Source organism: Allobosea vaviloviae (genome assembly GCF_001298265.1).
Taxonomy (GTDB): domain Bacteria; phylum Pseudomonadota; class Alphaproteobacteria; order Rhizobiales; family Beijerinckiaceae; genus Allobosea; species Allobosea vaviloviae_B.
In genome coordinates, this window is the sequence record NZ_LGSZ01000029.1 from 53,033 (window position 1) to 79,573 (window position 26,541).

A 26,541-nucleotide genomic window follows, 5' to 3' on the forward strand; every position below is an offset into this window, starting at 1 on the left:
GCATGCCTCCCGAGTTGGACGTCTACGGCGTCTTCGTTCCCAGCTTCTTCGTCATTGCGATCATCGCCTACGTCTTGACCCAGGCGCTGATCGGCGTGCTCGCACGCACCGGCTTCTACAGGCTCGTCTGGCACAGGGCGCTGCTCAACGTCGCCCTCTATGTCTGCATCGTCGGTGCACTGTTCTCCGCTTCCCAATGGCTTTCATCATGAAGACTTATCTGGTCCTCGCCGGCCGCGTGCTGATTACCCTCGCCGTCGTCGCCGCATCGGCGACCGTCGGCCGTGGGCTCTGGAATCATTACATGAACGAGCCGTGGACACGCGATGCGCGGGTTCGCGCCGACGTGATCAGCGTCGCTCCCGACGTTTCCGGTCTGGTCAGCGAGGTCTCCGTCCGAGACAATCAATCAGTCGGCAAAGGTGATCTGCTGTTTCGCGTCGACAGCGAGCGTTTCAGAATCGCCCTGGATCAGTCCGAGGCTGCGTTGGCCAGTCGCGTCGCTGCGCTCGAACAAGCGAGGCGCGACGTCGACCGCTACCAACAGCTGAAAGAGGTAGTTTCGCGCAAGAGCAAGGAAGAGGCCGAGACGGCGTTGGCACAGGCGGAAGCCGACCATCGGAAGGCGCTGAGCGACCGGGCGCTCGCCAAGCTCAATCTCGACAGGTCGGAGGTCCGAGCGGCGGCAAACGGCATCGTCACCAATTTGAGCCTTCAGGCCGGAGACTATGTGGCGAGCGGCAAAGCGGTCGTTGCTTTGGTGGACACCGATACCCTGCATGTCGAGGGCTATTTCGAGGAAACCAAGCTGCCCCGGATCCAGGTCGGTGCCCCGGTCACGATAACGTTGATGGGACAGGCGGGCCGTTTACAGGGACGGGTGACGAGCATCGCGGCGGCTATCGAGGACAGGGAAAGGGTTGCGGGCAATGGCTTGCTCGCGAACATCAATCCCACGTTCACCTGGGTCCGCCTCGCTCAGCGTGTGCCTGTCCGCATCGAGGTCACCGAACCTGCAAGAGAGCACCGCCTGATCGCAGGGCTGACGGCGACCGTCGAGATCGGGCCGCGTGAGGAGGTTTCAGCGCAAGCCGCCATTTCCTCTTCCTCGACGGATCGAGCGGTCACGAGATGACAGGCGGCGCTCACGGGATAGACCGTCAGACGCCGATCGGCAGCCAACCTCCCGCGGCGCCCCTCTGGCTGCTTGCCCTGATGACCTTCAGCGGAACGCTGGCAATGCACATCTTCGTGCCGGCTCTGCCAATCGCCGCAGCGGGGCTGCAGGCTAAGTCCGGCACGATGCAGCTCACCGTCAGCCTCTATATCGCCGGGCTTGCCGTCGGACAGCTCTTCTACGGTCCGCTGTCAGATCGCTTCGGGCGCAGGCCAGTCCTGATTGGCGGACTCGCTCTCTACGCCGCAGCCGGTCTGGCCGCAGCATTGGCGCCCAACGCGATCATGCTGATTGGGGCGCGGCTGTTGCAGGCGTTCGGCGGCTGCGCCGGACTGGTCCTCGGGCGCGCGATCGTCCGCGATACGGCAATGCCGCAGGAGACCGCTCGGCGCCTGGCGTTGATGAACCTGATGGTGACGGTCGGCCCCGGACTCGCACCTCTTATTGGCGCTCTGCTCGCGTCCACCCTCGGCTGGCGTTCGATCCTCTATGCGCTCGCGGCCTTCGGAATCGCCAACTTGCTTTGCGCCTGGTTTCTGTTGCCCGAGACCGGGAGGCGCGACGGGTATCGCCCGGGCACCGTCCTGACCAGCTACCGCAAGCTCCTCGCGTCTCCCGTCTTTCTCGGGTACGCCATAGGCGGAGGCTGCGCGACGACTGCCATGTACGCTTTCGTTGCCGCCGCACCGTTTATTTTCACTGGAGCGCTGCATCGCTCGGCGCAGGAGGTAGGCCTCTATCTCGGCATGCTGATCTCAGGCGTCTGGCTAGGCAGCATGTTAGCGAGCCGGCTGATCGGGCGGATCACGATCGAGAGGCTCTTGGTGCGAGCAAATCTGCTGAGCGTAGCGGCAGCCTTGGCGCTTCTGATCGCCGTCCTGACCGGCTGGCTGAGCGTGCCGTTGGTCGTCGGGGCGATGTTTCTGTTTGCGCTTGGGGCCGGCATCGCTTCCCCCGCTGCTTTGTCCCAGGCCATCAGCGTCGACCCAGAAAGCATCGGCGCTGCCTCCGGGGCTTACGGCTTCACACAAATGGTGGTCGGAGCCGTCTGCACGGCTCTCGCGGGAATCGGCGACAATCCAGCGTTGGCCGCCGCGCTTGTGCTCAGCGGCGCCGGCCTTCTCGCGCAGCTGTCGTTTTGGCGCGCGACAGCATAGTGGCGCGGTACTTTTGTAGACTTCGGCCGCAACCGACGCCGCCTTGATCTCGGACTCGGCTCGAAGGGCATTTGCCAAGCAAGCTACTCGCGTACGGAAGGCCTCTTGATTTGTCTCCGTGCCGGCGGCGCACCCCACGCTTCCAGGACCGTGTGCACGATCGCGACCACATCGGGAACGAGCTCAAAATCCTCAGCTCCACGCGCCCATTCCCCGACCAATCCGTTGACCATGGCATTGAATGCGATGGTCGCGGATTTAGGCGTCCACGGTGCCGGCAGCGGCTTATTCTTGTGAGCCGCCAGGAAGATGCTGAACAACAGCTCCTTGGTTTGATCTTGTAGCCGCCCACCCTGGGGCAATGCGTCTTCCGCGGCCCATTCTGTCGCGAGAATCACCCTGAGCATTCGCTTCTGACGCGGGTCGTTCTGAAAGCGGACAAATGCTTCTTCGAGCGCGTCTCCGAGCGCGGTGAGCGCCACCAGCTTCGTATCGGTAGATAGCCGATCGACGAGATACTGCATCGGCAGACGCAGTTCGTCGCGCAGCGCGAAGAGCAGGCCCTGCTTGTTGCGGAAATGCCAGTGAATCGCGCCTCGCGACGTGCCGGCCGCGGCGGCGACCTCGTCCAAGGAAACGGAGTCGTACCCTTTTTCCAGAAAGAGCGTTTCGGCCGCCTTCAAGATCGTTTGGCGCGTTTCGGCCGCCTCTTGTTTCGTGCGTCGCATAAAATACCCCTTGATCCAATCATTTACAAACGGACAGTATGTATGTAAAGTCGACTCGATCTCAATATGCCCGGCTACCCGCATGTGTCATGTCACGTACGTTCGGACAATTCCTGCCGATATCGAGGCGCAAGCTCAGGAATTTCCCGAGCTTCCCGTTCGCTGTCTGGCTCGATCGGGTCATCGATGAGGAAGCGCGGGCGATCGCCTCAATCGTGCGAAAGATCGCAGGCGCCGTCCCGGCGGCGTTTAGGGCGACAAACAGCCTGCACATGTTCCAGCACGCAACTACGGAATCTCGACGGCAATGCGTTTTCTCGCTGTTCTCGCGGTCTTGCCCGCAACGCTGGTGTCCGTCGGTGCTCTAGCCGCCGATCCACCTGTGCAGACTTCGGCGCCGGCCGCGAGCCTCACAGTCCCGCGGGTCATCTCGGAACTGCGGCTTGGCGTCTTTGCTCATGATCCAACTAGCCCCGAAAGCGGATCGGTCGATATCAACGGTGAAATCCTGACGCCGCGCCTGTTCACGCTGAACGACCCGATCCTGGGCCTGCTCGTCCCGCGCCTGCATCTCGGCGGCACGGTAAACACTGCTGGGAATACAAGTCACGTCTACACGGGCCTGACCTGGGTTTTCGACGTTACGCCCAAGATCTTCGTAGAGGGTGCCGCCGGCATCGCTTTCCATAACGGCAAGACGGGCGATCTCGTCGTGCCCGACAGGGTGCCGCTGGGGTGCTCGCCCCTGATGAGGGAATCAGGCTCGATCGGATACCGGCTAACGGACAACTGGAGGGTCATGGCCACAGTTGAGCACATCTCAAACGCCGGCACTTGCTCGCGGAACCGCGGTCTGACCAATTACGGTGTGAGGCTTGGCTACGTCTTCTGAAAAAGTTCATTCGAACGATCTTATTCCAATGCCCGATGGTGAAACGCTAATCTAACGTATGTTCTCTGTGCAGATTCCGGGCTTCTATGAAGAAATAATTCGATAATACATAAATAATCATCAAATTGGCGGCGGGGCCATGCAAGTAAAAAAAGACCATAGGGCTGCCACACTAGTTGCGTTTGTGTAAAATCTTCAAGGTTTATGTCTCTAAAGGGGGTTAATCACATGCAACGTTTCGATTGGTCTGATGCGAAGCAAAAAATAGGGAGCGTCGCTGTCCTTGTGTTGCTTTCGATGGCAGCGCGACCGGCGTTTGCCGGGGCGACGTTTCCAACGGCGGTCGACACTGCGTTCGGCATGCCAATTCCACCACGCCACGCACCTTTTGGAGTGCAGGCGTCACTCTATGCATCGATCGTGTTCGCGGCGATTGGTTTGATCGTTCTCATGGTTGCGATTCATGATGCGCGCCGGACCAAGACTGCTCTCCCGGTGTTTGTGGCGCTGAGTGGCGCGTTCTGCGCAATTCCGGAAATCTTCATTGACATCGCCGGCGGCTGTTTCTGGCCTTACGCTGAGGGGCATGTGGTTTATACCTTCCTCGGAAGGCCGATGACTTGGTATCCGATTTTCGCGTGGTTCGGTTTCGGCGCAGTTCTAGCTTATGTGCCGTACGCGCTTTTCTTGAGACGGGCAAAGATTTCTTGGTTGTGGATCGGCCTTGCGATCACCTGTGCGTTCGACATTCTCGTCGAAGAAATTATGCTTAATGTGCCTGGTCTTTATGTTTACTATGGGCAACAGCCGTTAATTCTATTCACGAAATTTCCGGCTTGGTGGATGTTCACGAATATTCCTGGGGTGTTCTTCGCGTCGGCGCTCGCATGGCGCTTCAAGGATGATCTGAAGGGCTGGAGAGGTCTCCTCATGTTCGCCCTCACGCCAACCGCTTTCCTGGCCGTGTTTGGTTTTGCAGTAATGCCGGCGAGCATCGTCATACTTGGCAATTATTCTTGGCTGACCACTCAGATAGGTGGCCTCCTAACCTCGATCCTTGGGTTGACCGCGAGCGCTCTCATCATTCGGATCGTGCTTAACCGAGATCCCTTGGCTCTGTCGGAGCGTGTTGGGTAGTAGGCCCTATAGGCAGACGCGTAGCGGCGGACAGTCGATCATCGTGGCTTTCGCGGGATGATATCCAGAAGCCTGAAGGCGCGGCCGCAGCATCGAGTTCAAGCGGCGGGCTACGAAGCTCTTTTGGCGGGCGAGGGCTGCACAGCCGCGCCCTCCGGCATCGTCAAGCTGCCTAACTTGTCCGCATCTCGATCTGGACTCGGAAGCCGGCGCCATTCGACGATGCGACACCCGTCGCCGTTACGATTTGAAAGCTGCGCGACGCGCTTCGCCGCCCTGTCCTGAAACACCGGGCCTCTGATTTGCGCATGCGCGGCCGATCGGCCTGTTCGATCCGCATAAGATGGTTCGAACAAGCCCTTCCTTCGGCCGGCGTATCGCCTTTCCAACGTTTGTTGCCTTTTTTAGCAGCCTACTCGTTGGCTCTCGACGTTGCGCTGAAGGGCCCGCCCGAACTTATTGGCGATACCGTCGCCGATCTAGTGACGCGGTTCCTCCCGCTCTAAAAAAGAGCCCCAGGTCTCGTTGACCTGGGGCTCTTTCTTAGGCTCGCAGACGTCGGCTGAATGATCGCTGGCTAAGTCGATGTCATGCGACGCAAGTCCTCCTGGTCGATCGAGACCAGCGACGCACCGCTGCTTTCTCTCATGTACAGCGCCGCGACGAGGCTGACTGCACTCGCGAGCAGAATGTAAAGCGCGATCGGCAACCACGCATCGAAGCTTCGCAGCAGCGCAGTTCCGATCAGCGGAGCCCACGAGCCTGCAACGATGGCCGTCACCTGATAGCCTAGCGATACGCCAGAGTAGCGCATGCGGGTCGGGAACATTTCTGCCATGATCGCCGGCTGGGGAGCATACATCAAGGCGTGAACGACCAATCCAAGCGCGATCGCAGTGAGGATCAGCAGGGCGTTTCCGGTGCTAAAAAGCGGAAAGGCGACGAACGGCCAAATCATGCTCAGCGCAGCGCCGAGGATGTATACCGGCTTGCGTCCACGCAAGTCCGTCAAGCGGCCGACAAGCGGAATAGCGATTGCATGAAGAATGTGCGCAATAAGCAAAAGTGTTAGTATCCGAGTGGTGTCAACTTTGAGATGGCCGAGGTAAGTTATCGAGAAGGTTACGACCATGTAGTACAGAATGTTCTCTCCGAATCTCAGCCCCATGGCGGTGAATACGCCGCGAGGATAGCGCCGAAAGACCTCTGAGAGTCCGTAGCCAGCATCCGCTTGCTGCTCGACCTGCCGCTTGGCTGCTTCAAATATTGGGGAGTCAGTCACCTGCGTGCGAATATAATAGCCGATGCCGACGATGATAACGGAAAGCCAGAACCCAACGCGCCAGCCCCATGATAGAAAAGCGTCGGCAGGGAGCGTGGCGGACAGAACCAGCAGAACTATTGTGGCTAGCAGATTGCCGAGCGGCACGCCTGCCTGCGGAAAGCTAGCCCAGAACCCGCGGCTGCTATTGGGACTATGCTCTGCAACGAGCAGCACTGCGCCGCCCCACTCGCCGCCAAGGGCAAATCCCTGGATGAAGCGCAGAGTTACCAGAAGGATCGGCGCCCAGTAACCGATCGACGAAAAGCCCGGTAGGCATCCCATTAGAAACGTGGATGCTCCGATCAGCACCAGGCTGAACTGCAGCAGCGACTTGCGTCCGATCTTGTCGCCGATGTGACCAAATACAATTCCGCCAAGCGGCCGCGAAATAAACCCAACTGCGTACGTAGCAAAAGCAGCGATGACGCCATCCAACTCGTTTCCGGTATTCGGGAAAAATAACTTTCCAAATACAAGCGTCGCAGCTGTGCCATATAGAAAGAATTCATACCATTCTACGACCGTACCAGCCATGGATGCGCCCACGACTTTCTTTAGGTACGACACATCTGCGACGCGCTCGTGCTGCATATTCTTTACCTCCGGTTTGATCAGCTCTTAGTTCTGAGCGAGCAGCCCGTCCGGGCCGGCGACGGAACTCGGCAGGTCGACAAGGCGGCGCAAGCGACAGAGAAGTTCGAGCGCTGATGACATGAGACCTCCCACAAGCCGATCGTTATCGTTATCGGAGCAAAATTAGATACAAACGGTCCGTTTGTAAACGAGTCATCGCAACGCCTCGGCTCCCATTGGCTCACCGAACAGTTCCTGCTGCTTGACGGCATGTCCACGGATCGCGGCGCGTGCGTCCCCGATACTCCGTGCCGGGCCGACCCCGGTTCACGACGACAGGCACGAGGCCGCGGGACTGATTAGACGCCATCCATCCCATTCCACGGCGTACATGACGCCTCCCGATATTTACAAACGAACCGTTGGTATATAAATCTGGCGCCCTGGGGCTTCGATCGGGTTCTCTCATGTCTCATGCTGGCCATTTTCCAACCATTTCCGCCGCGCTTGCTGCTTTGCTGTTGAGTCCAATTTCGTCGTCCGCTCAGACGGGAGCGGGCGGGCCGCCTGTCGTTGGCTTCGTGGCCGCCGAGCTGAGGTCGGTAAACGAGACGACGGAAATTAACGGCCGGATACAGGCGGTGGGGCGCGTCGACCTGATCGCCCGGGTGAGCGCCTTCCTTGAACGACAACTCATCGTCGAAGGCGCCGAAGTCAGGAAGGGCGACCTGCTGTTCCAGCTTGAGAAGGCGCCGTTCGAAGCCGCCGTCGAGGTGGCGCAGGCGGGCATTGCTCAGGCTCAGGCGCAGCTGGAGAACGCCAGCATGGCGCTGGCTCGCGCGGAAGAACTCTTCAAGAGCAATGCCGGCAGCAAGAGCGCGCTCGACAACGCTCAGGCTGCGCAACGCACAGCTGCCGCCCAATTGCGTGCTGCGCAGGCGCAACTGCATCAAGCCGAGATCAACTTGGGCTATACGGATATCCGCGCGCCTATCGACGGCCGCATCGGAAGGGCGGCGATCACCGTTGGAAACGTCGTCGGCCCGTCGTCCGGCGTGCTTGCGACCATCGTCAGTCAAGACCCGATCTACGTCACTTTCCCAGTGTCCGTTCGCCGGGCTGTGGACTTGCGCCAGCAGTTTGCGCGCGACGGAGGCTTCGGCGCCGTTCGTATCCAGCTGCGTCTCCCCGACGGCCGCCTGTACGGGAATCTGGGCAAGCTGGACTACTGGGACATCAATGTCGCGCGAGACACCGATTCGATCACGCTGCGCGGAGTCATCCCAAATCCAACCCTGCCGGGAGGCGGCCGCGAATTGACCAACGACCAGTTGGTCCGCGTCATCCTCGAGGCGGTAAAGCCGAAGCAGGTCCTCGTCGTCCCCCGTGTCGCCGTGCTGAGCGACCAGCAGGGCGACTATGTCTATGTGGTGGACGGACAGGACACGGCCAGGCAGCGTCGGGTCAAGCTCGGCCAGTCGACTGCTGGCGCCGCGGCGGTGGTCGAGGGCCTCTCGGCGGGCGAGCGGGTCGTCGTCGAGGGCCTGCAGCGGGTCAGGCCGGACAGCCCGGTCGCGCCCACTCTCGCGGGCGAAGTCCCTGGCGCGAAGCCCTCGGCAGGGCGGAGCTGAGCGATGATCTCCAACGTCTTCATCGACCGGCCGCGTCTGGCGATCGTCATCGCCATCCTCACCGCGCTAGCCGGAGCCCTCGCGCTGACGCGTATCCCCGTCGCCCAGCTTCCGGACATCGTCCCGCCCCAGGTCCGCGTGACGGCGATGTATCCCGGCGCCTCGGCCGAGGTCGTCGAGTCGACCGTCGGACAGCCCATCGAATCGAAGGTGATCGGCGTCGACAAGATGCTCTATATGAAGAGCACGAGCGGCAACGACGGTTCCTACAATCTCACCGTCAGTTTCGGCCTTGGCACGAATGCCGACATCAACACCGTCAACGTGAACAATCGCGTCCAGACGGCCCTCTCGCAGCTTCCCGCAGAGGTGCGCGCCCTCGGGCTCACCGTCCAGAAGCAGTCTTCTTCGATCCTCCAATTCATCGCCGTCTCCAGCCCGGGGCAAAAGTTCGACACGCTGTTCATGACGAACTACGCCACGATCAACGTGCTCGACGAGTTGTCGCGCACGGCAGGCGTCGGATCGGTGCTCTTGTTCAGCCGCATGAACTACTCCATGCGGATCTGGTTCGACGTCGACCGGCTTTCCAGCCTTGGAATGACGCCGTCAGACGTCGTCCGCGCGATCCAAAGCCAGAGCGTGCAGGCGCCGGTGGGCCGCATCGGTGCGCGCCCCGTTCCCGAGGATCAGCGCTTTCAGTTCAACGTTCAGACACAGGGACGCCTTACGACGCCCGCCGAGTTCGGCTCGATTGTTCTGCGAGCGAACGCGGACGGTTCCGTGTTGCGCGTCAGCGACGTTGCTCGCGTCGAGCTCGGAGCGCAGAACGAAGACGCCGAGAGCCGTGTCAACGGTGATCCCGCGGTCGGCGTCGCGATCTTCCTGTCGCCCGGCGCCAACGCACTGGCGACCGGCGAGGCGATCCGTCAGAAGCTCTCAGCCCTCAAGACCCGCTTTCCCGAGGGCTTGACCGCCAGAATCATCTTCGACTCGACGGAATTCGTAAACGACACGATCGACGCGGTGATCCACACGCTGCTCGAAGCGTTCGTACTCGTCGCGATTGTCGTCTTCATCTTCCTGGGTAACCTGCGCGCGACCATCGTCCCGATCATCGCGGTTCCGGTCAGTCTGGTCGGAACCTTCGCGGCGATGCTGGCGCTCGGCTATTCCGCCAACACGGTCTCGCTTCTCGCGCTCGTCCTCGCGATCGGCATCGTCGTCGACGATGCGATCGTGGTTGTCGAGAACGTCGAGCGCGTGATGGAGGAGGAGCCGGAGCTCAGCCCAGCCGATGCGACCAAGAAGGCGATGGCGCAGGTAACCGCCCCGATCATCGCCATCACGTTGGTGCTCCTCTCAGTCTTCGTGCCGATCGGCTTCATTCCGGGCATATCCGGCGAACTCTTCCGCCAGTTCGCCGTCACCATCGCCGTGTCCATGCTGATCTCGGCCGTGAACGCCCTCACCTTGTCGCCCGCACTCTGCGCCGTGTTCCTGCGGCACGGCGGTCCCAAACGAGGTGTGATGGGTTGGATCAGCCGGCGAATCGACGGCGTTCGCGACGGCTACGCCTGGATCGTGCGCAAGACGCTCAGGCTCTCGATCCTTTCCATCGTCATCGTAATCGGCTGCGGCGTGGGTATCGCCGGTCTCAGTTCGATCACGCCGACAGGCTTCCTGCCGGAGGAGGATCAGGGCGCCTTCTTCGTCAACGTTCAATTGCCGGACGGCGCGTCGGTGGCTCGAACCGCCGAAACCGTCAAGTCGGTGGAGAAGATCCTCGCCGGCATGCCTCAGGTCCAGGACGTCGGCGCCGTCGTCGGCTATTCGTTGCTGGACAGCTTTGCGGCCAGCAACAGCGCTTTCGTCATCGCCAAGCTCAAACCATTCGCGGATCGCAAGGCGGCGACGGACAAGGCGCAAGTGCTGATCGCCCAGATGTTTGGCGCCGCACAGCAGATTCGGACCGCTTTTGTGCTGCCGTTCAATCTACCGCCCGTGGTCGGTCTGTCGACCGGCGGCGGCTTCGAACTCATGCTCGAATCGCTTGAGGGCGCTGAGCCTGCTTCGCTCGGCAGCCTCACGAACGGCTTGGTAGCCGCGGGAAATCAGAATCCAAAGCTCAGCCGAGTTTTCACGACCTACGGGGCCAACGCGCCGTCGCTCTTCCTCGACATCGACCGCGAGAAGGCCCAGGCCCTCGGCGTCGGCATCGGCGACATTTTCGCGGCCCTGCAGACCACCCTCGGCGGCTCGTACATCAACGACTTCAATCTGTTCGGCCGGACCTGGCAGGTCAATCTTCAGGGCGACGCGTCCAATCGCCGGGATATTCCTGCCCTCTGGGACATCTATGTCCGGAACAGCGCCGGTACGATGGTTCCGCTGGAGGCCATCGCCGAGTTGCGCACCGTGACAGGCCCTGCCGTCATCACGCGCTACAACAACTACCGCGCCGTCACCATCAACGGATCGCCGGCGCCCGGCGTCTCGTCCGGTGAGGCCATGAAGGCCATGGCGGAAGTTGCGAAGAAAACCCTGCCCCCAGGATACGCGATCGAGTGGACCGGCACCGCCTATCAGGAGCAGCAAGCGGAAGGGCAGACGACGATCATCCTCGGGCTGGCCCTACTGTTCGCCTATCTCTTCCTGGTTGCGCTTTATGAAAGCTGGACGATTCCGATTCCGGTCCTCCTGTCGGTCTCGATCGGCATTCTGGGCGCTTTCGCGGGGGTGATCGTCGCCCGGCTCACGCTGGATCTCTATGCTCAGATCGGCCTGGTCGTGCTCATCGCGCTGGCCGCCAAAAACGGCATCCTGATCGTGGAGTTCGCCAAGGAGCAGCGCGAGCATGGCCTCGGCATCCGCGAGGCCGCCGAGCTCGGCGCGAAGCTGCGCTTTCGGGCAGTGATCATGACCTCGATCGCGTTCATCCTCGGCCTGGTACCGTTGGTTTGGGCGGACGGCGCCTCGATGATGGCCCGTCGCAACGTCTCCACGCCGGTCTTCGTCGGGATGACCGCGGCGAGCACCTTAGGGATTTTTCTGATCCCGATGCTCTACGTCACCTTCCAAGCCGCCCGTGAAAAACTGAAGGCGAGGTTCGGAAAGCCCCCTGCCGCCGCGCATCAATCCGACGCTGTCGCCAAGGTGTGAGGGAGGCTCAAGGCATGCGCCTCGACGTCGATCGATTCGGAAAGCAACTGCGAAAATGCGGTTTGGTCTGGAAGGCGGATCTGGCTGCCTTCCTTCATCGACAGCGCCATTCGTCGAAGGACAGGTTCCATCGGCCAGGTGACGGAACTCGAATCATCTTTCTTGGCGCGCTGCTGGTAATCTTTGGTGCACTTGCCCTGCTGGATCTTGCGCGGCCCGGAGTCATACCAGACGGGTTCTCTGGAGGCTCTGCGATCTTCGGCGGGGCGGCCCTTAGCTTCTTCATCACAAAGATCGCGCGCACGAGCATCTATCCAGATTGGCTTCTGAGCGGAGCGTCCTATTCCGTAGCCGGCATGATCTTGGCTGCTGATCAGAACCTTGCGCACGTCTCGTCTCTGCTCGGCTTCCTGACCTCCATAGCGGCCGCAGGCGGATTGCGCGTCTGGATCGGTGCGACCGCGTCGCCGGAACGCGGTGCGGCATGGCTCTCGACTGCCGGGGTCTTCTGCCTGTTTAGCGCGAGCTGGGTTCTCCTCGTCTGGCTCGTCGGGCCGCCGCCTTCGAATATTGGACCTTCTGCCAGCCCAGCTCTCGTACTTTCCCTGGACACGATAGCCCTGGGCGTTTCGATGGCCGGTTTTGGCAGCTCAATAAAGGAAAGAACGTGAAAAGAATTAATGGATGAATTGAGCGAGTTTAATCTACGAATTGAGACAATCAGGAAGCTGAAAATGCCATTAAGGACGATATCGATCTTTTTCGATGAGAAATCGTTCTCGCAGAATTTGATTGATTACGCGGTAGGTATCGCAGTTCAGCATAAGGCGCATGTCGCGGGAATTTTTGTGAAGCCATTCGATTGGCCGTACGAACCGCACGAATCCTATGTCCGCGGCCGGGAGGCGATACGGGCATTAATCGAACATTACGAGACGCAAGAAGGGCTGGCGGCTGACGTCGCAAGCGCCCGGTTTCAAGCCGCGGCCGAGCGCCACGGCGTCGGTTTCGAGTTTAGAACCCTGCGCGGAGTCGATGCCGGTGACGAAGCTGCTCTGCACTCGCTTCATGCTGATCTGGTGATTGTCGGTCACGCTTGGCCGGGCAAGCTTCCGGGTAGTTGGTCGGCCGTTTCAATGTTGCTGGGAAGCGGAGTGCCCTTTCTGATCGTGCCAGAAGGCTGGAGCGCAAAAACGACACCAACCAATGTGACGCTCGCTTGGAATGCCAGCCGAGTTGCCCGACGGGCGATAGCCGATGCCATGCCGTTGTTGAGCGCTGCTCAGTCGGTGCGCGTGGTCGTCGTTAATCCAGAAGCGAACCCCCTGTACGGCGCGGCCCCAGGAGCAGATATCGCCCTCCTGCTCGCCCGTCAGGATATTAATGTCACCGTGCAGCAGCTTCAGACCGCGCCGGGGAAATCTGTCGCGGATGCTATATCCGCCGACGCCGATGAGAACGGTTCGGATCTGATCGTGATCGGCGCCTACGGCCATTCCCGGTCACGTGAACTCTTTCTCGGTGGCGTGACGCGTTCTTTGCTAAAGAGTGCGACGGTTCCTCTATTGATCGCGCACTGACTAACGCTCTGCATTGTCTGGACGCGATGTCCCTTCTCGCCTGATTTGATCGCCGAGGTTCTGGGTGGCTGCGACGAACGCGGACTGAACGCGTCGTGGTTGCCCTCGTCTGGGGAGGGCATCAGCATAGGGCTCTACATCAACCGGCCCTCCCGGGTTGGCGGCCCAAAACGCATTTTCATCGCGAGCGCAACGCCGCAGCTTTTCTCTTGTCGCGATCTTGATCGAGATCCTGTCACGGTCAGATATCCACCGGCGACGGATACAAAGTGCTGAATGAGCTCCAGCCGGCTCGACGGCAAGAACGGATTTTGCAATCCTATGATCGTCAAAGGAATAGCCCTCGTTTTCTGTCAGCTGAGGACCGAGCAGGCGTCGTAATGTCAGCTAAGCCGGAAGCACCGTCTGCCGATCCTCGGAAGCAGATAGCTGCTTCGAAAGGGGGGCGGCGTTCGACAAGCTCGATAAAAGAGGCCGTTCGCGAAGGGGCTGGCGTCGGACTGGCCAGTTCCCAGCAGGCGACTTCGAATTCAGTCGCCGAATGGAATTTTAGCAGTGCTATTAAAATATTCCATCTCGGTCATAGTCGACCAGCCCCATTTGGTGGAACCAGCTTCCTTCCAATGCCTCCAGGCAACCCGGTTCCCGGCTATGTCTGCCAGGCGGCTCGTATTCTGCTGAACGTCTCGCAAGCATGGCTTTGGGAACGTGCCAAGGTTTCTCGGAAGACGATCAATGATTTCGAAAATGGCTTCTCTTCGCCGAAGCTCTTGTTGAACCATCGAATTAGGCGGGCATTGGAAGAAGCAGGCGCGCAGTTCGTCTTTGGTGAAGACCTGGTCGGCGTCGTCGTCTATTCGTCAAAAAGCGACGCTGCTCAGAGAGCGCGTTCAGACAAGCTCCGGGGAAATGACAGCTCAGCGCGTTAACCATATTTCGCAGAAATTGTAGACAATTTTTATATTGTTGATAAATTAATTCACGTTCAACGCGCTGCCGTGGCTTCCGCGCGTTGGCCTTCATCACTGGCGGCGTTCCGCTGAAGCCTGTGCGTGGCCCTCGGTCAATTGGCCGGCCCTCGACAATTCAAATCAACCGGTCTGGCACACGCGCTTCTCGCTGAGCATTCCGCACCAGCCCCTGGCTATCGCTTGAATCAATGGAGCCCTGCATGGCGGTCCATCGGCGCTGTAGCTTGCGCAATCGACAATCTACGACTGGAAACGCTCCTCATGGGCGGCGTCGGTTCGCCGGCTCGCTCGGGTATCGAAGGTTGGCGGCCCAACTTCGACTGGCGGTCGAGCAGCTTGGCGACGAATACCAGTTGGCTTTGCTGGACGAGGATTTCGACGACCTCGTCTGCGAGCCTGGCCGTTTGCTGCAAATGGCGAACCAAAGCTGAGCCATCGCCCAACCCCCGACTATCGCGCGCCTGGTCTTGCAGAAGGCCGCCACAGTCGGCGCGCGCTCTGGCACGTCCAATAGCCCGAATGGCGCTGAAGCAATCTCCATCCTGAAGACCGAAGGAGACACGATGCGACGAAGCAAATCCCAGTCGACAGCTGAAAATGGCAGCGATGCCCGCACCGACCTGCTCGCGCGCGCCTATCTCGAAATCATGGCGAGGGAGGCGGGGGCAAAGATCAAGCCGATGCTTCGCGGGAAGGTCGATGAAATCGATCGCCTCATCGAGGATCTCGATGGCGACATCGGTGATGCCGGGGTCACGCCGCTCCGCGCGGATCTCGCCGCTCTGACCATTCTGATTGCCCGCGCCATTGAAGCGGAGCCAGGTCTGGCGCGCCGGCTGCGACGTGAAGCTCCTGTCGTCAGCATCAGTACGCACAGCCCCCACTTCGTCGAGATGGCGAAGGAGGTTGTCCAAAACTGCGTGTTGCCTGCCCAAGCCCGCGTCCTTGAGACAGGGGGGATGACTGTCGGCTACAGCACGCGAGCCGCGATCGTGGCTCGCGACGGGACTGCAAAAGAGGACCGCCCCGAAAAGGGCAATCGAGAAGTTGTAACGGCACTTCAGCATCGCATTCCGATCGTGGGTATCGCGCCGGATCCTGCTCGCCATTTGCCTCAGGCGCTCATGCGCACTGCAGAGTATCGGCTGTCGATTCCAGCACTCGATCAGAGTGCCGTCGCCCTTGTCGTCGAAGCGGTGACTGGCCGATCCCCGACGCGCGACGTTGATCCTGATCTCGTTCGCTTGGTGGATATCGATGATCTCCCGCTCGCCTTCAGGTCGGGACGAACAGGAGACAGCTGTGTCGATGCCCTCGAGGAGCTGGTGCGCACGAAGGGAGATTATCTGATCAGCGGCCCTTCGCTCGAAGAGCTCCCAGGCTATGGCGAAGCAAGGGAATGGGGCCTGCAGCTGGCGGAGGATCTGGCGGACTACAAGGCCGGCCGACTCGACTGGGCAGATGTTGACCACAAGGGCCTACTCCTCTCAGGCGTGCCAGGCACCGGCAAGACGCAATTCGCTCGCGCCTTAGCCAAGCAGGCACGCGTTCCGCTGATCGCGACCTCGGTTGCTCAGTGGAATGCAGCGACGTACCTCTCCGGCACGTTGCAGGCCATTCGCGATGCCTTCGGCCAAGCACGCCGTCAGGCGCCAAGCATTCTCTTCATCGACGAAATGGACGGCATCTCAGACCGTTCAAAGCTTCGGGGTGATCATGTCGAGTACTGGAGCCAAATCGTCAATCTCGTGCTCGAACAGCTTGCGGGCATCGAGGAGCGGCAAGGCGTAGTCGTTGTCGCTGCGACCAACCATCCGGATCGAATCGACCCGGCGGTAAAGAGAGCAGGACGGCTCGATCGCGAAATTCAGATCCAGAAACCAGGCACTGCGGTGCTCGCCGAGATCTTTCGTTTTCACATTGGCCGCGAGGTTCTTCCCGACGAGGACCTTGTTCCCGTCGCGTTGGCGGCACGGGGAGCAACAGGCGCCGACGTGGAGGCATTCGTCCGCCGCGCCAAAGGAACGGCCCGGCGCGCCGGTCGAGACCTTACCCTCGATGACCTGATGGCAACCGTGGCTGAGAACGCGCCGGTTCTTCTGCCTCAGGACCGTTGGCGCATAGCAGTTCATGAAAGCGGCCATGCATTGGTCTCCCATGCGCTCAATACCGGCACCGTCTGGGGGATCTCGATACACACGAGAGGCGGGTGCTTCGAATTCCAGAGCGAACTCACAGGATCGGCGACGTTTGACCGCCTCCAGCGAGAGATCTCCGTGCTTCTCGGTGGTCGCGAAGCTGAACGCCTCGTCCTGGGCGAAGTGAGCATTGGTTCAGGGATGAATCTCGACTCCGATCTGGGCCGGGCGACTGGGTTCGCCCTTCTGATCGAAACGCAATGTGGGATGGGTCGATCAGGCAGTGCGTATCTGCCGGAAGTCCCGGGGCTCGGCAGCTCACCAGAGCTCCACACCGCAGTGAATCTGCAACTTGAAAATGCAGAAGAGCGGGCCGTGAGAATCCTGGAGCCGCAGCAGGTGGCGCTTGTGGCGTTGGCGACCGCTCTGGACCGGCGGGGCTATCTGTCCCGTGCAGAAATCGAAGCCATCATCAGCGAGAGCCGGTCGGGAGGAAAGACGGCTGATGGCGAGCATCTGACCCCTGAACTTGCGAGGACAGCATGATGCGTCTTCTTGAAGACCACGAAAGCGAGGCATCGAACCCTTCTGAGAATGGCGAGGCAATCCTCCTCGAGGAGGTCCACGCCCTAGCGGCGAGCCTGGGTGTTGAGCCAGAGCGCGCGATACGCGCGCTCTCAATAGTTATCCGAAGGCGCACCGCTTTCGAGCGCCTCAAGCGCTCGGCCAACGAGCCCCTACGCGGCGCTCATCGCTGACCGAACTGCCTTTCTGACACCTGAGAAGGGGTCTCTTCCCTCAAAGACGAGGAGCGGCGAAATGCGCCTGCTTGTGATGTCGGATCTGCATCTGGAGTTCACTTGCTTCAGCTTTCCGGACGATCTGCCCGAGTTCGATGTCGCCGTATTTGCAGGCGACATAGGGTGCCCGTTGGCGGCGACGATAGAATGGATCGAGCGCAAGCGTCGTGGGCCACTGCGCGGCCGTCCGGTCGTCTTCGTGCCGGGCAACCATGAGTTTTATGGCACCGAGATCAATGGCGCGTTGAGCGATGGTCGCGCCCGGGCCGAACGGTATGGAATCCATATGCTCTCGCCAGGCGGCGTTGCGTTGGCTGGCGTGCGCTTTGTCGGATCGACGCTCTGGACCGACTACCAACTGTTTCGAAATCCGCGGAGCGCTCGCCGGGAAGCGCAACGAGAGATGAACGATCACCGGCGGATAAAGATTGGCGAAGGCGCGCAGTGCCGGCTCTTCAGACCTGCAGACGCTGCGGAGTTTCATCAGCGCGACCTATCCGAAATGACGCGGCTACTTGCTGAACCATTCGATGGAACCACCGTCGTGGTAACTCACCACGCGCCTCATCCGAATTCGGTTCAGTCGATCTATGACAGAGACCCTTTGGCCCCAGCATTTGCATCTGATCTATCCGAGGTGATTGAGCGCTTTCAGCCTGATCTTTGGATCCATGGCCACGACCATGGATCCAACGACTATTACGTCGGAAAAACACGCATTCTGACCAACCAGGCTGGTTATCCCAGGCGCGGCGGAATCCGTGAGAACCCGGACTTCGATCCTCGGCTAGTCGTCCAGGTCGGAACGAAATAGGCGCCGCAGCGACAAACAATTGCCTCCGCTCATCCCGTGAGCGGGTGAGAGGTCGCCTGCTGTTCGCCGGACACTCAGATCGCAAGGAGAACGGCCATGCGAACGCTGGAAGAAAAGCGTGCGGCTGCAATCGAGGATCTGCGGCGGCTCAAAGACGGCTGGCGTCCGACCGAAGCGGACCTGTTGGACGCCGTTGGCATTGAGCGATGGGAGGTAAGAGGAAGTCCAGGGACCCGCGAGCAATTCCTATGGGGATTCGCGATCAATCATCCGCGCCTCGGAAATCAGTTGATCCGAACGAGCAAGGTGCTCTGGATCAGCGAGGATTGTACCGTCGCTCGGACGTTTAGCCGTTGGTATCGCTTAGGCGAGCGGGCTAAGCCGATGCCAATTGAGCCGGCGACCGATGAGCCTGAGGCGGACGCGCTGAGACCGCCTCGGTGACGATGAAGGCCATAGTTGCATTAGATTCTCGATCCTGTTCGAGGCTGAGACGCTTCATTCTCAATCCGTCGGTCGAATTGAACGATCGCAGCCCTTAGAAAGGCCGGAACGGACTCCTCGTGCAGGCAAACGATCTTCGGGCCTTTTCGACCCTTCAACGTTACTCTCAGTATTTGCCCGCCGACGGCAACTTCCCTGCCTGCCAACGTGAGATCGGTCAGGCGCTTCATCAGTTTCAATGCTCCCGGACGCGCGTATTCTGGAACGAGCTTCATTACTCGCGCTGGCGTGAAGATCACTGGAGCGATTTCCTTGCGCAGCGCTGGGATGTCATCGGCATGCAGGCACCAACGTCCCTGCCGATAGACGCGGAACACTTGAAAGCGCACCACCTGCCCGCCCATGAGCGGTTGTTGGCCAACCTCAATGCAGGAAATGGCGTTCCGCCAGCCTCGCAATATCCGATTGAGGTCCGAACCCGCGAGACCGCTTCGGAAAACATCGGGCGCAGTAAGCCATCCTTCTGGCTTCGGTTGCAAAAGCTCGACCGAGCCTCGCCCGACATGACGGTCCCAGGCAGGGTGCATACCGCTGGTAGACTTCAAGTTAAGCAGAGATTTTGTCGTCTCAGGCGTCTTCATATGGTGCTCCTCCGATACGGAGCAGGGATAATTTGAATGAATGAAAGCCACACGCGTTAATAGAAATGTCCCGATTTGAAACTGCCTTAGGTCGACGGCATGCGTGTCTCTAAAATTGCAGTTTTCTAATAGATGCCTGCGGAAGGCTAAGTGCAATAACTCACAATTCGCGAATCTATTTTTCTTTACAAGCCCCCTCTCCATTTAGTACTTTCGCCGGCATGTCTAACGGTACGATCATACGCTCCCTCCCGGGACGCTTTAGCGCGGGCATTTTGCCTGCCGTCGCACCGTTCGTGTCGATGGCAGCATAGTCCGTCCACTACGGCAAATCCCCCCAAGAGAGAACGATTCGGGACTTAGTTCCCGATGGTCGACCGTTGTCAGTGTCCAGCATCTGGCCACTGAGCAATAGTCTTGAAGTGCCGACGGGCTCTTCAAAGCTGTTGCGACTGTGTCGCAACACCCTTCCTGAGACCACGGGAAGCAACGATCGGAGAGCTAACTTACCAGTTCAGGCTGGCTAAATGAAACGCCGGGAAAGCGTTGGCGCGCTTCCCCGGCGTTGGAACGGGATCGGTCGCCCTGTTCCGCGGAGCATTGTTAGACATCCGCCCCTGAAGGCGGAGCTCCGTTCAGTGAAATCAACATGCACGGAGAGCAATGATGATCAATCTGACGAAGACCTGAAGTCCTCAGGAATACACCCAAGAATTCTTCACGGCTATGCTGCCGCTCTCTAGAGAGTCATTTCTGACTCTCTTCGATCACAGCTTTGCATAGCCGATTACTCCTTCGACATCAATCCCGGGAGCGGACCTCCGCGGGAATTGGAGACGGCTGCATGAATTCATCCCTATCAATACCTTACCACGCGCATTCAAATTCTCAGAATGCAGACTCGGGCATGGTTACTTCGCCCAATGCTGGCCACGTTCGATCCGGCAAAAGGCGCACGAAAGCCTCGAAGCTCGGCCGGATGCGTTCGGCTCTGAGCTCAGACCTCGAAGCTAATATGCACGAGGAATCCTTCGAGCTCGACCTCCTGCTCCCGACGTCGAGCGGGTGGCGTCGACCTTCGCTCCGTATCAGCGCGAATTACGAATCCGGCGTCGTCCGCGACGTGGTGATCTCCTTCGACAGGTGACCCCATGATCAACTTCATCAAAACCCTGCCTGACGTCCTCGATGAGGGCGCCCCGTCGTTGGCAATCCCTTCGTGCCTGGGTCTGAAAGTTCAAATAGCCTCATCGCTACCGGCCCCTTCGCACATCGGCTCAATCAGTGTTGTGGAGACGCTCAAGGCCAGGGATCGAATCTTGGCTTTCGACAGCCTCGAGGCCGCAGCCTTTCACGAGGCAGCAGCCGATCCGCATGTCGAATTGATCGTGCCACGTCCCCACCGATTGCTGGCAAACGTGAATCTCGAAGGCCAGCGCCAGATGGTAGCGTTCAACCCGCTATTGCTGACCTCGGGCTCACGCGGGACGTGCGCGGTAGCTGTTCGCTATTCCTGGGAACGAGCGAAGCCCCACTGTCGCGAGATCGAGGCGGCGCTGACGCGCGCCTATCGTCGGGATCATGGAGTCAAGCTTCGCTGGCGCACGGAACTCCAGCTTTTTGCTGAGCCCCGCCGCACCAATCGACGTCGCCTGGCCGCCTGTGTGGAGCGGGCCGATCCCGAGCTGACAGCGTCGATCATCTCGCAGCTTCAGCGTTCTGATGGTCGCATGACCGTCAGGCGGTTGAACCGTGAGCTTGGCGGGCGGCGTGGCTGGGAGAAGTTCCTGGAACTGCTCATTCCCATGCAAGTCGATGGATTCATCGAACTCGCGCTCGATCGTGAGCTTACCGAGCGGACGCTCGTGCAGCTCGCGTCGCCGCACAATCACCCCCGCCCACACGCCGTGTCGCCCCATCGGTCTGGCGCCGCCTCGAACCTGGAGCTCGCGTGATGAAACGCCCCTCAATTCATCCTTCGAAGCTGGGCATTCACGCGGGAGCGCAACCCTGTGGGCCCGACTGGTCGCGTGGCTCACGCCAGTGCTGGCAGGGAACATTCGCGAGCGGGAAGGCCCTCGGGCCTTCCCCGTTCCGATCGTTCCTTGAGAGGGACTGCCAGACGCTTCTTGAGGCCAATCCGGCCATCACCGCCTATAGCGTCGAGCCGCACGTGCTGAAGTACTCAGCTCCGAACGCCGCCGGAGACTTCGAAGCGCGGACGTATGTTCCGGATTTCGGACTGATCACGGCAGATGGGCAGATCCTGATCGTCGACGCAAAGGCTGAGGCATTGCGGCAAATGGCGGGTTGGACCCGGCGGGAGCCCCACATCCGCGAGGCCTATGCGATCCAACACGGGGTCCGGTTCCTGGTGCTGACGGAGGCGGCGATCCGCAAGCGGCCGCGCCTGGCCAATTGCGAGGAGATGCTGGCGCATCGCGAGCCGGGAACTGACCTCGCAGCTCTCACGACGATCCGGGACGTTCTCGCCACGGTTGAGCAATCCTCGACCATAGGCGCGCTGACAGCGGCGGCATCCCTGGTTTCACCACCCGGGCAAGATCGCGCCTTCACCGCAATTATGCGCCTGGCGCTGCGCGGAGAGATCAAACTCGATCTCTCTCGCCCGTTTTCCCCAACCACCTCTGTCCGTCGCTGATTATCAGATCAGCGACTTCGGGTTTGCCTCATGACTCTGCAATTCTCTCATTCCTCATCCACGTTCTTGTCGACCCTGCCGGTTCCTCGTTTCGAGTTCGACGAGGGACAGCCCCTGTTCATCAACGGCTCCGAATGCCTGTTCGAACGGCGGATCGGTGAGCGGCACCAGTTTTTGGACATCGCCTCGAAAGAGCCTCACTTCCTCACCGACACCGAGGTTGCGGCGCTCGCCGCCGAAGGTCAGTTTCATCCGGGTTTCGAGGATCCTCGCAAGCACTCGGGCCGCGTCCTGCATCCGTTCGCCGTTACGGACGAGCAGAAGGTGCAGAACCTCCGCAAGCACGAGTACGTGGTCGCCTGTTTGCAGGCGCCAGCGGGTTTCGCGCGCTCACGCAAGCGCCTTGAACCCGCGATCGCAGCCGTCGCCAAGCAGCGCGACGAAAAGGCCCCCCATTTCACGACGGTATTGGCGTGGATCGTTGAGTCCCAAACGCTCGGAGACCAGTTCGGTACCGCAGCCCACACCGATCGTTTCGATCTGCGCGGACCGAGGGTTCCGAAGCTTGCGGCAATCCACGAGCATGCCCTTGAGAGGGGCATCAAACGGTGGCTGCTCCAACCGAAGATGACCATGCTCTTGGCCTACGCCAAGGTGGTCTCGACGATGCGCGCCTATGAGCGGAAGTTGGGAAAGTCGGTCGTCTCGCAGCTCGACCAAACAATACTGGATGATGAGGGGCGGCTTAGGATTCCCTCGCTCTCGACCTTCCAGCGCCGGTGCAACGCGATCGATCGCTACACGCGGGACCTGCACAAGATCGGTCCTCGCCATGCGGCGCTCGCGAACAGAACGTACACCACACGCGAAAAGCCGGACATCCCATACGAGCATGTCGAGGTTGATCATTGCACGCTCGATCTGCTGGTCGTTCACGAGCAGGGGGCGATTCTGGGTCGTCCCGATCTGGTGGCGTTCCGCGATCGCGCGACCGGCATGATCATCGGCATCGGGCTCGGTTTTGAAGTCCCGTCCTATGCGAGCTTCCTCGAGGGGTTGCGCCACGCGACTTTTCCCAAGGATCTCAGCCCCTATCCGAGCGTGACCAATCCCTGGCCGTGCTATGGGCGCATCCGCAACCTCTACGTCGACAACGCCCTGCATTTCATCGGCGACAGTATCAAGGCCGCCGGGAAAGAGCTCAAATTCAACCTGGTGAAATTCCGCCCGCGCGAGCCTTGGCTTAAAGGCGCGCTTGAGCGGTTCTTCGGCACCATCAATACCGGCCTCGTCCACATGCTCCCCGGAACGACGCTCCAGAACATTCTGGAGCGTAGGAAGATCGAGGAGCTCGACGAGCCGTGCCTCACTCTTCGAGAATTCAAGGCGCTGCTGCATTTCTGGATCTGCGAGATCTATCACGCGCAGAACAACAAGGGCCTTGGGCTGATCCCCGGTATCGGGCTGTCACCGCTGACTGCTTGGGGCGACAAGGCCAAGGATCTCAGGACGCCGCCGTTGCCCTCTCCAGACCTGTTCACCGCGCTTGCGGGAGAGGTCAAGTACAAGACGATTCAGAATGACGGCATCGCCTGGGATCACATCAAGTACGAAGGCGCAGCCCTTTCGAAGATCCTGACGAATCCGAAGCATCGCAACCGCGGACGCGACGGCGGGGCAACCTTCTACAAGGTGGTCAGAAACCCATCTGACCTCTCGAAGATCTTCATCGTGAACAAGCACACGAACGAGATCGAAGAGATTCCCGCTGCCGAGGCGTACCGAAAGTACACGTCCGGTCTGACCGCATTTCAGCATGACGTGATGCGGGCCCACGCGCGCGCACAACGCGACGGCGCGATTAGTGTCGAAAAGCTGATGGCCGTGAAGGATCGGCTTTCGGACATCATCGCCGCATTGCTCCGAGGGAAACAGCGGCGGGTCATGTACAGGCGACTGGCCCGATACCTGGATGCGGAAGAGCGACGCCGCATTCCGAGCCAGATCGCGCTGCCGAATAGCGACGCGGCGGCCGCGGCCGAGCATATCGATGTTGTTGCGGAAGCTGCCGCTCCTGTCGAGCTGAAGCAGCCTTCGTCGACTGCAGCCTCCGCCGAGGCAGCTTCTAGTTCGGCCCCCACGCTGCTCGGTTTCGCTCCTTTCGAACAGGACGATGAAGACGATGCGCTCTTCGACCAGCTCAAGTCCGAAAAAAATTGGAAGTGACTCGAATGACTAATCTGATGACAAGTTCGGCCGCCCTTTCTCGCGCCGAGGCAGCGAGTCTCTCGCCCGGCGAACGCCAGGACGCGATGGCGAACATTTTCGTCGGCCACGACCGATTTACTGAGGCCATGGACGCAATCAAGCGCTTCCACATGCCCGTGAACGGAGGGCGTCCGGACGCAGGGGCGGTCGGTGTTCTGGCTGGGGAAAGTCGTACCGGCAAGTCGTATGCCCTCAAAATGTATGCCCACGATTTTCCGGCCTATCAGGGCGAGGACGGAATGATCCGGCCCGTCGTATATGTCGATATGCCCAGCGAGGGTGGCTTCCGATCGGTACTTCAGGCCGTTGCGGACGCGTTGAACGTGCCCCACACGAAGAGCATGGACAACGGCACCCTGGATAAACTGATCCGGGGAGCACTTCATGCTCAGCGGGTACAGTTGCTGCTCCTCGACGAGTTCCAGGAGGTTTTCGATACCTCAAAGAAAGCCATGATCGCCCATGGCCGTGGCTTCCTTCGTAAAATCCTGAACCTGGGGACGCTGAACATCCTGTGTGCCGGCTTGCTTCAGACCTATGAGCAGATGGCAGGTGACCCTCAGCTGACCGGGCGTGGCAATCTCCCGTACAAGATCATTCGGCCCTATGGCTGGGCCAACGAGGACGAGAAAAAGCTGTTCAGGCTCTTGTGCGATCGGTTCGACGACAAGCTCCCTTTCGCAACACGCTCGGGGCTGAGGCGGGAAGCGATCGCGCATCGCCTTCATTGGGTGACCAACGGCAACATCGGTCGCCTGAAGACGTTCATCTATCAGGCGGGCTGCCTGGCCATCAACGACGCGTCGGACCAGATCACGACCGTTCATTTCGCGGCAGCTTACGATTCAATCATACCCCTCGGCTCGAAATTTCACCCATTCCGCGATGACATGTCGCGCGCTCCGGTGCCGAAAGAGGAAAAGGATCGCGTCGAGATCGCTGCAAACGGCAACGCTCTTACCAAGCAGGTGGGGTGAACCATGTGGCAGCCTTTGAATGGGGAACCGGCCCTTCCGGCGTGGGGCATCGTCCCGCAGCCGGACGAGCCCGCGCACCGGTTCTTTGCGCGGCTCACAGCGCTCAATGGTCAAGACAGCGCCCGCTCGTTGGCCCATCAGATGGGGCTGAACGGTCGCCGCGCGTCAGGCTTGCTTGAGTTCTGCCTCGCTCTGCCCATTCGCGAGAAGGAGCGGCTTCGGGCTTCGACGGCCTCCGTTGCCGGTTCAAGGGTAACTCTTTGCGGACAGACTTTCGCAAAGTTCGATTGGTCGGTGCACATGGCGCGGGTTTGCCCCGCGTGTCTCTCCGAAAGCGAACATGCGCGCAACTGGTGGGACCTCAAGGTCGTGTTCCGCTGTCCATTTCACGATGAGCCGCTGATTCGTGAATCAAAGGGCTCCGTCACACGCTGGTGGACAAAGAGCCCTGCGCGGTTTGCGGATGGAAACCCGATCAGGGAGGGCGGACTAGTCCGTGGATCCTCAAAAACCGATGCTAGCTGGGAAGCCTACGTGCTCGGCCGAATGAGTGTCGGTGCGACCGTTCCGATAGCCCTGCTGGACGACGTGGCGTCGATGGCCGACGTTGTGAAGGCTGTGGAGCATGTCGGTCGAGCTTCGATCGCTGGCTACTCGGATCGCAGGCCAACCCTGCGGGCAGTTGGCGCAGCTCGCGAAGAGATTATCCGTACCGGGTTTGCCGCTCTTTCTGAAGGATATGGCGCATTGCGATGCATCGCCGCCAGGGTGGCGGATGCATCACCGACGGCGCAGTCTGGGAGTGAGCAGTGGGGAGCTCGCAAGCTCTTCGGCTGGCTAGGCAGGTCGTACGAGTCCGGTCATCCGATAGTGCCAGAGTTCGAGAGGGCCCTGAGAGACGAGGCACACGCGCGATCAATTTATCAGGGATGGCTTAAGCTGGACGCCTACAAGCCAGCCAATACTCCGTTCACGATGGTTGAGCTCGCTCGCCTTGTTTCCTTAACCCCGCGGATGACGCGCAAGCTGGCAACCGAACTTGGACTTGGTGATCCGTCGAGCAACAAGCGGCGCAGGCATTTGTTTACAAGTGCGGCCGTCGACCAGATCAAAAATTTCAAAGAGAGCCTGCTCGATCGCGACGGCGCATCCAGGCTAATGAAAATTGATCGCGGACATTTCGACGCCTTGGTGCACGAAAAGCGGATCGTGCCGATCTGCCGATTCACCGATGGTGGGTCGACCTCCGACCGGTTCGATCCGAGCCACTTGGCCGATGTAGAGCAGCGCCTGTGCGCGGCGTCTGGTGATGACTGGCGTCAGCGTCGAGTTCCCATCCTGTCAAACGGCGCGCAATGTTGCCCCCCGATCGGCGTCCAATATTGACCCCTTGATGAGCTGTGGCGGTCAGGAGGCGGCGCGGCGGAGCTGGTTTGGGTTGCACAGCCGCGCCGGCTCCGGGTCG

Annotated in this window: 22 protein-coding genes; 19 read left to right on the forward strand and 3 right to left on the reverse strand. The window is 60.2% G+C overall.

Annotated features, from left to right (window positions below; genetic code table 11):
* Positions 1-2 precede the first annotated feature (2 nt).
* Genes AE618_RS08695 through AE618_RS08705 form a run of 3 tightly spaced genes read left to right on the forward strand, consistent with a single transcriptional unit; the run spans position 3 to position 2,334 of the window.
* The gene (locus tag AE618_RS08695) at positions 3-212 is read left to right on the forward strand and encodes a DUF1656 domain-containing protein (RefSeq protein ID WP_054208674.1); all 210 of its coding nucleotides are present in this window, start codon (positions 3-5) and stop codon (positions 210-212) included.
* The gene (locus AE618_RS08700; RefSeq protein WP_054208694.1) at positions 209-1,135 is read left to right on the forward strand and encodes an efflux RND transporter periplasmic adaptor subunit; all 927 of its coding nucleotides are present in this window, start codon (positions 209-211) and stop codon (positions 1,133-1,135) included. Before AE618_RS08695 ends, AE618_RS08700 begins: the two co-directional genes overlap by 4 nt.
* Positions 1,132-2,334, forward strand: coding sequence for a multidrug effflux MFS transporter (locus AE618_RS08705; protein ID WP_082365106.1), 1,203 nt, complete (start codon positions 1,132-1,134; stop codon positions 2,332-2,334). The genes AE618_RS08700 and AE618_RS08705 overlap by 4 nt, the downstream gene beginning before the upstream one ends.
* An 83-nt stretch (positions 2,335-2,417) precedes the next feature.
* Here the strand turns inward: AE618_RS08705 and AE618_RS08710 are convergent, their stop codons facing one another.
* The gene (locus AE618_RS08710; protein WP_156330179.1) at positions 2,418-3,062 is read right to left on the reverse strand and encodes a TetR family transcriptional regulator; all 645 of its coding nucleotides are present in this window, start codon (positions 3,060-3,062) and stop codon (positions 2,418-2,420) included.
* A 307-nt stretch (positions 3,063-3,369) separates the two neighbouring features.
* Between AE618_RS08710 and AE618_RS08715 the strand changes: the two genes are divergently transcribed.
* A complete protein-coding gene (locus AE618_RS08715) occupies positions 3,370-3,954 on the forward strand; it encodes an acyloxyacyl hydrolase (protein ID WP_054208676.1) in 585 nt (194 codons plus the stop codon).
* Positions 3,955-4,182: 228 nt separating this feature from the next.
* Entirely contained in the window at positions 4,183-5,091 is a 909-nt protein-coding gene (locus tag AE618_RS08720; protein WP_054208677.1) for a hypothetical protein, read from the forward strand.
* A gap of 577 nt (positions 5,092-5,668) precedes the next feature.
* Here AE618_RS08720 and AE618_RS08725 read toward each other — a convergent pair.
* Complete coding sequence (locus AE618_RS08725; RefSeq protein WP_054208678.1) at positions 5,669-7,006, reverse strand: MFS transporter; 1,338 nt, start codon at positions 7,004-7,006, stop codon at positions 5,669-5,671.
* Positions 7,007-7,569: 563 nt separating this feature from the next.
* Here AE618_RS08725 and AE618_RS08730 point away from each other — a divergent pair.
* The 9 genes from AE618_RS08730 to AE618_RS08765 all read left to right on the forward strand — a co-directional run bounded on the left by AE618_RS08730 (position 7,570) and on the right by AE618_RS08765 (position 18,528).
* Positions 7,570-8,619 (forward strand): efflux RND transporter periplasmic adaptor subunit, encoded by a 1,050-nt coding sequence (locus AE618_RS08730; RefSeq protein ID WP_349236430.1) that lies wholly within the window; start codon positions 7,570-7,572, stop codon positions 8,617-8,619.
* Positions 8,620-8,622: 3 nt separating this feature from the next.
* Positions 8,623-11,781 carry an efflux RND transporter permease subunit gene (locus AE618_RS08735; RefSeq protein ID WP_054208680.1) on the forward strand — a complete coding sequence of 1,053 codons (3,159 nt, stop codon included), beginning with the start codon at positions 8,623-8,625 and terminating at the stop codon, positions 11,779-11,781.
* Positions 11,782-11,795: 14 nt separating this feature from the next.
* Positions 11,796-12,452 (forward strand): hypothetical protein, encoded by a 657-nt coding sequence (locus tag AE618_RS08740; RefSeq protein ID WP_054208681.1) that lies wholly within the window; start codon positions 11,796-11,798, stop codon positions 12,450-12,452.
* 9 nt (positions 12,453-12,461) lie between these two features.
* Entirely contained in the window at positions 12,462-13,361 is a 900-nt protein-coding gene (locus AE618_RS08745) for a universal stress protein (RefSeq protein WP_156330180.1), read from the forward strand.
* A gap of 269 nt (positions 13,362-13,630) precedes the next feature.
* A complete protein-coding gene (locus tag AE618_RS28455; RefSeq protein WP_197280730.1) occupies positions 13,631-14,290 on the forward strand; it encodes a helix-turn-helix transcriptional regulator in 660 nt (219 codons plus the stop codon).
* 344 nt (positions 14,291-14,634) lie between these two features.
* Positions 14,635-14,763 carry a hypothetical protein gene (locus AE618_RS29035; protein ID WP_282568497.1) on the forward strand — a complete coding sequence of 43 codons (129 nt, stop codon included), beginning with the start codon at positions 14,635-14,637 and terminating at the stop codon, positions 14,761-14,763.
* 36 nt (positions 14,764-14,799) lie between these two features.
* Positions 14,800-17,016 carry an AAA family ATPase gene (locus tag AE618_RS08750; RefSeq protein WP_248310796.1) on the forward strand — a complete coding sequence of 739 codons (2,217 nt, stop codon included), beginning with the start codon at positions 14,800-14,802 and terminating at the stop codon, positions 17,014-17,016.
* Between the two features lie 273 nt (positions 17,017-17,289).
* A complete protein-coding gene (locus AE618_RS08760; RefSeq protein WP_054208683.1) occupies positions 17,290-18,084 on the forward strand; it encodes a metallophosphoesterase in 795 nt (264 codons plus the stop codon).
* A 96-nt stretch (positions 18,085-18,180) separates the two neighbouring features.
* Complete coding sequence (locus AE618_RS08765; RefSeq protein WP_054208684.1) at positions 18,181-18,528, forward strand: DUF6634 family protein; 348 nt, start codon at positions 18,181-18,183, stop codon at positions 18,526-18,528.
* Between the two features lie 20 nt (positions 18,529-18,548).
* Here AE618_RS08765 and AE618_RS27905 read toward each other — a convergent pair whose 3' ends face one another.
* Positions 18,549-19,169, reverse strand: a complete 621-nt coding sequence (locus AE618_RS27905) for a hypothetical protein (RefSeq protein WP_156330181.1) — start codon at positions 19,167-19,169, stop codon at positions 18,549-18,551.
* 1,151 nt (positions 19,170-20,320) lie between these two features.
* On the opposite strand from AE618_RS27905, the gene AE618_RS08770 reads away from it, so the two are divergent.
* From AE618_RS08770 to AE618_RS08790, 5 genes are read left to right on the forward strand one after another with little or no spacing between them, the layout of a single operon-like run.
* Entirely contained in the window at positions 20,321-21,124 is an 804-nt protein-coding gene (locus AE618_RS08770) for a hypothetical protein (RefSeq protein WP_054208685.1), read from the forward strand.
* The gene (locus tag AE618_RS08775) at positions 21,124-21,831 is read left to right on the forward strand and encodes a hypothetical protein (RefSeq protein WP_054208686.1); all 708 of its coding nucleotides are present in this window, start codon (positions 21,124-21,126) and stop codon (positions 21,829-21,831) included. The genes AE618_RS08770 and AE618_RS08775 overlap by 1 nt, the downstream gene beginning before the upstream one ends.
* 30 nt (positions 21,832-21,861) lie before the next feature.
* A complete protein-coding gene (locus AE618_RS08780) occupies positions 21,862-24,057 on the forward strand; it encodes a DDE-type integrase/transposase/recombinase (RefSeq protein ID WP_054208687.1) in 2,196 nt (731 codons plus the stop codon).
* Positions 24,058-24,074: 17 nt separating this feature from the next.
* A complete protein-coding gene (locus tag AE618_RS08785; RefSeq protein WP_210166449.1) occupies positions 24,075-25,076 on the forward strand; it encodes an ATP-binding protein in 1,002 nt (333 codons plus the stop codon).
* Positions 25,077-25,079: 3 nt separating this feature from the next.
* Positions 25,080-26,462 (forward strand): TniQ family protein, encoded by a 1,383-nt coding sequence (locus tag AE618_RS08790; RefSeq protein ID WP_054208689.1) that lies wholly within the window; start codon positions 25,080-25,082, stop codon positions 26,460-26,462.
* Positions 26,463-26,541 lie beyond the last annotated feature (79 nt).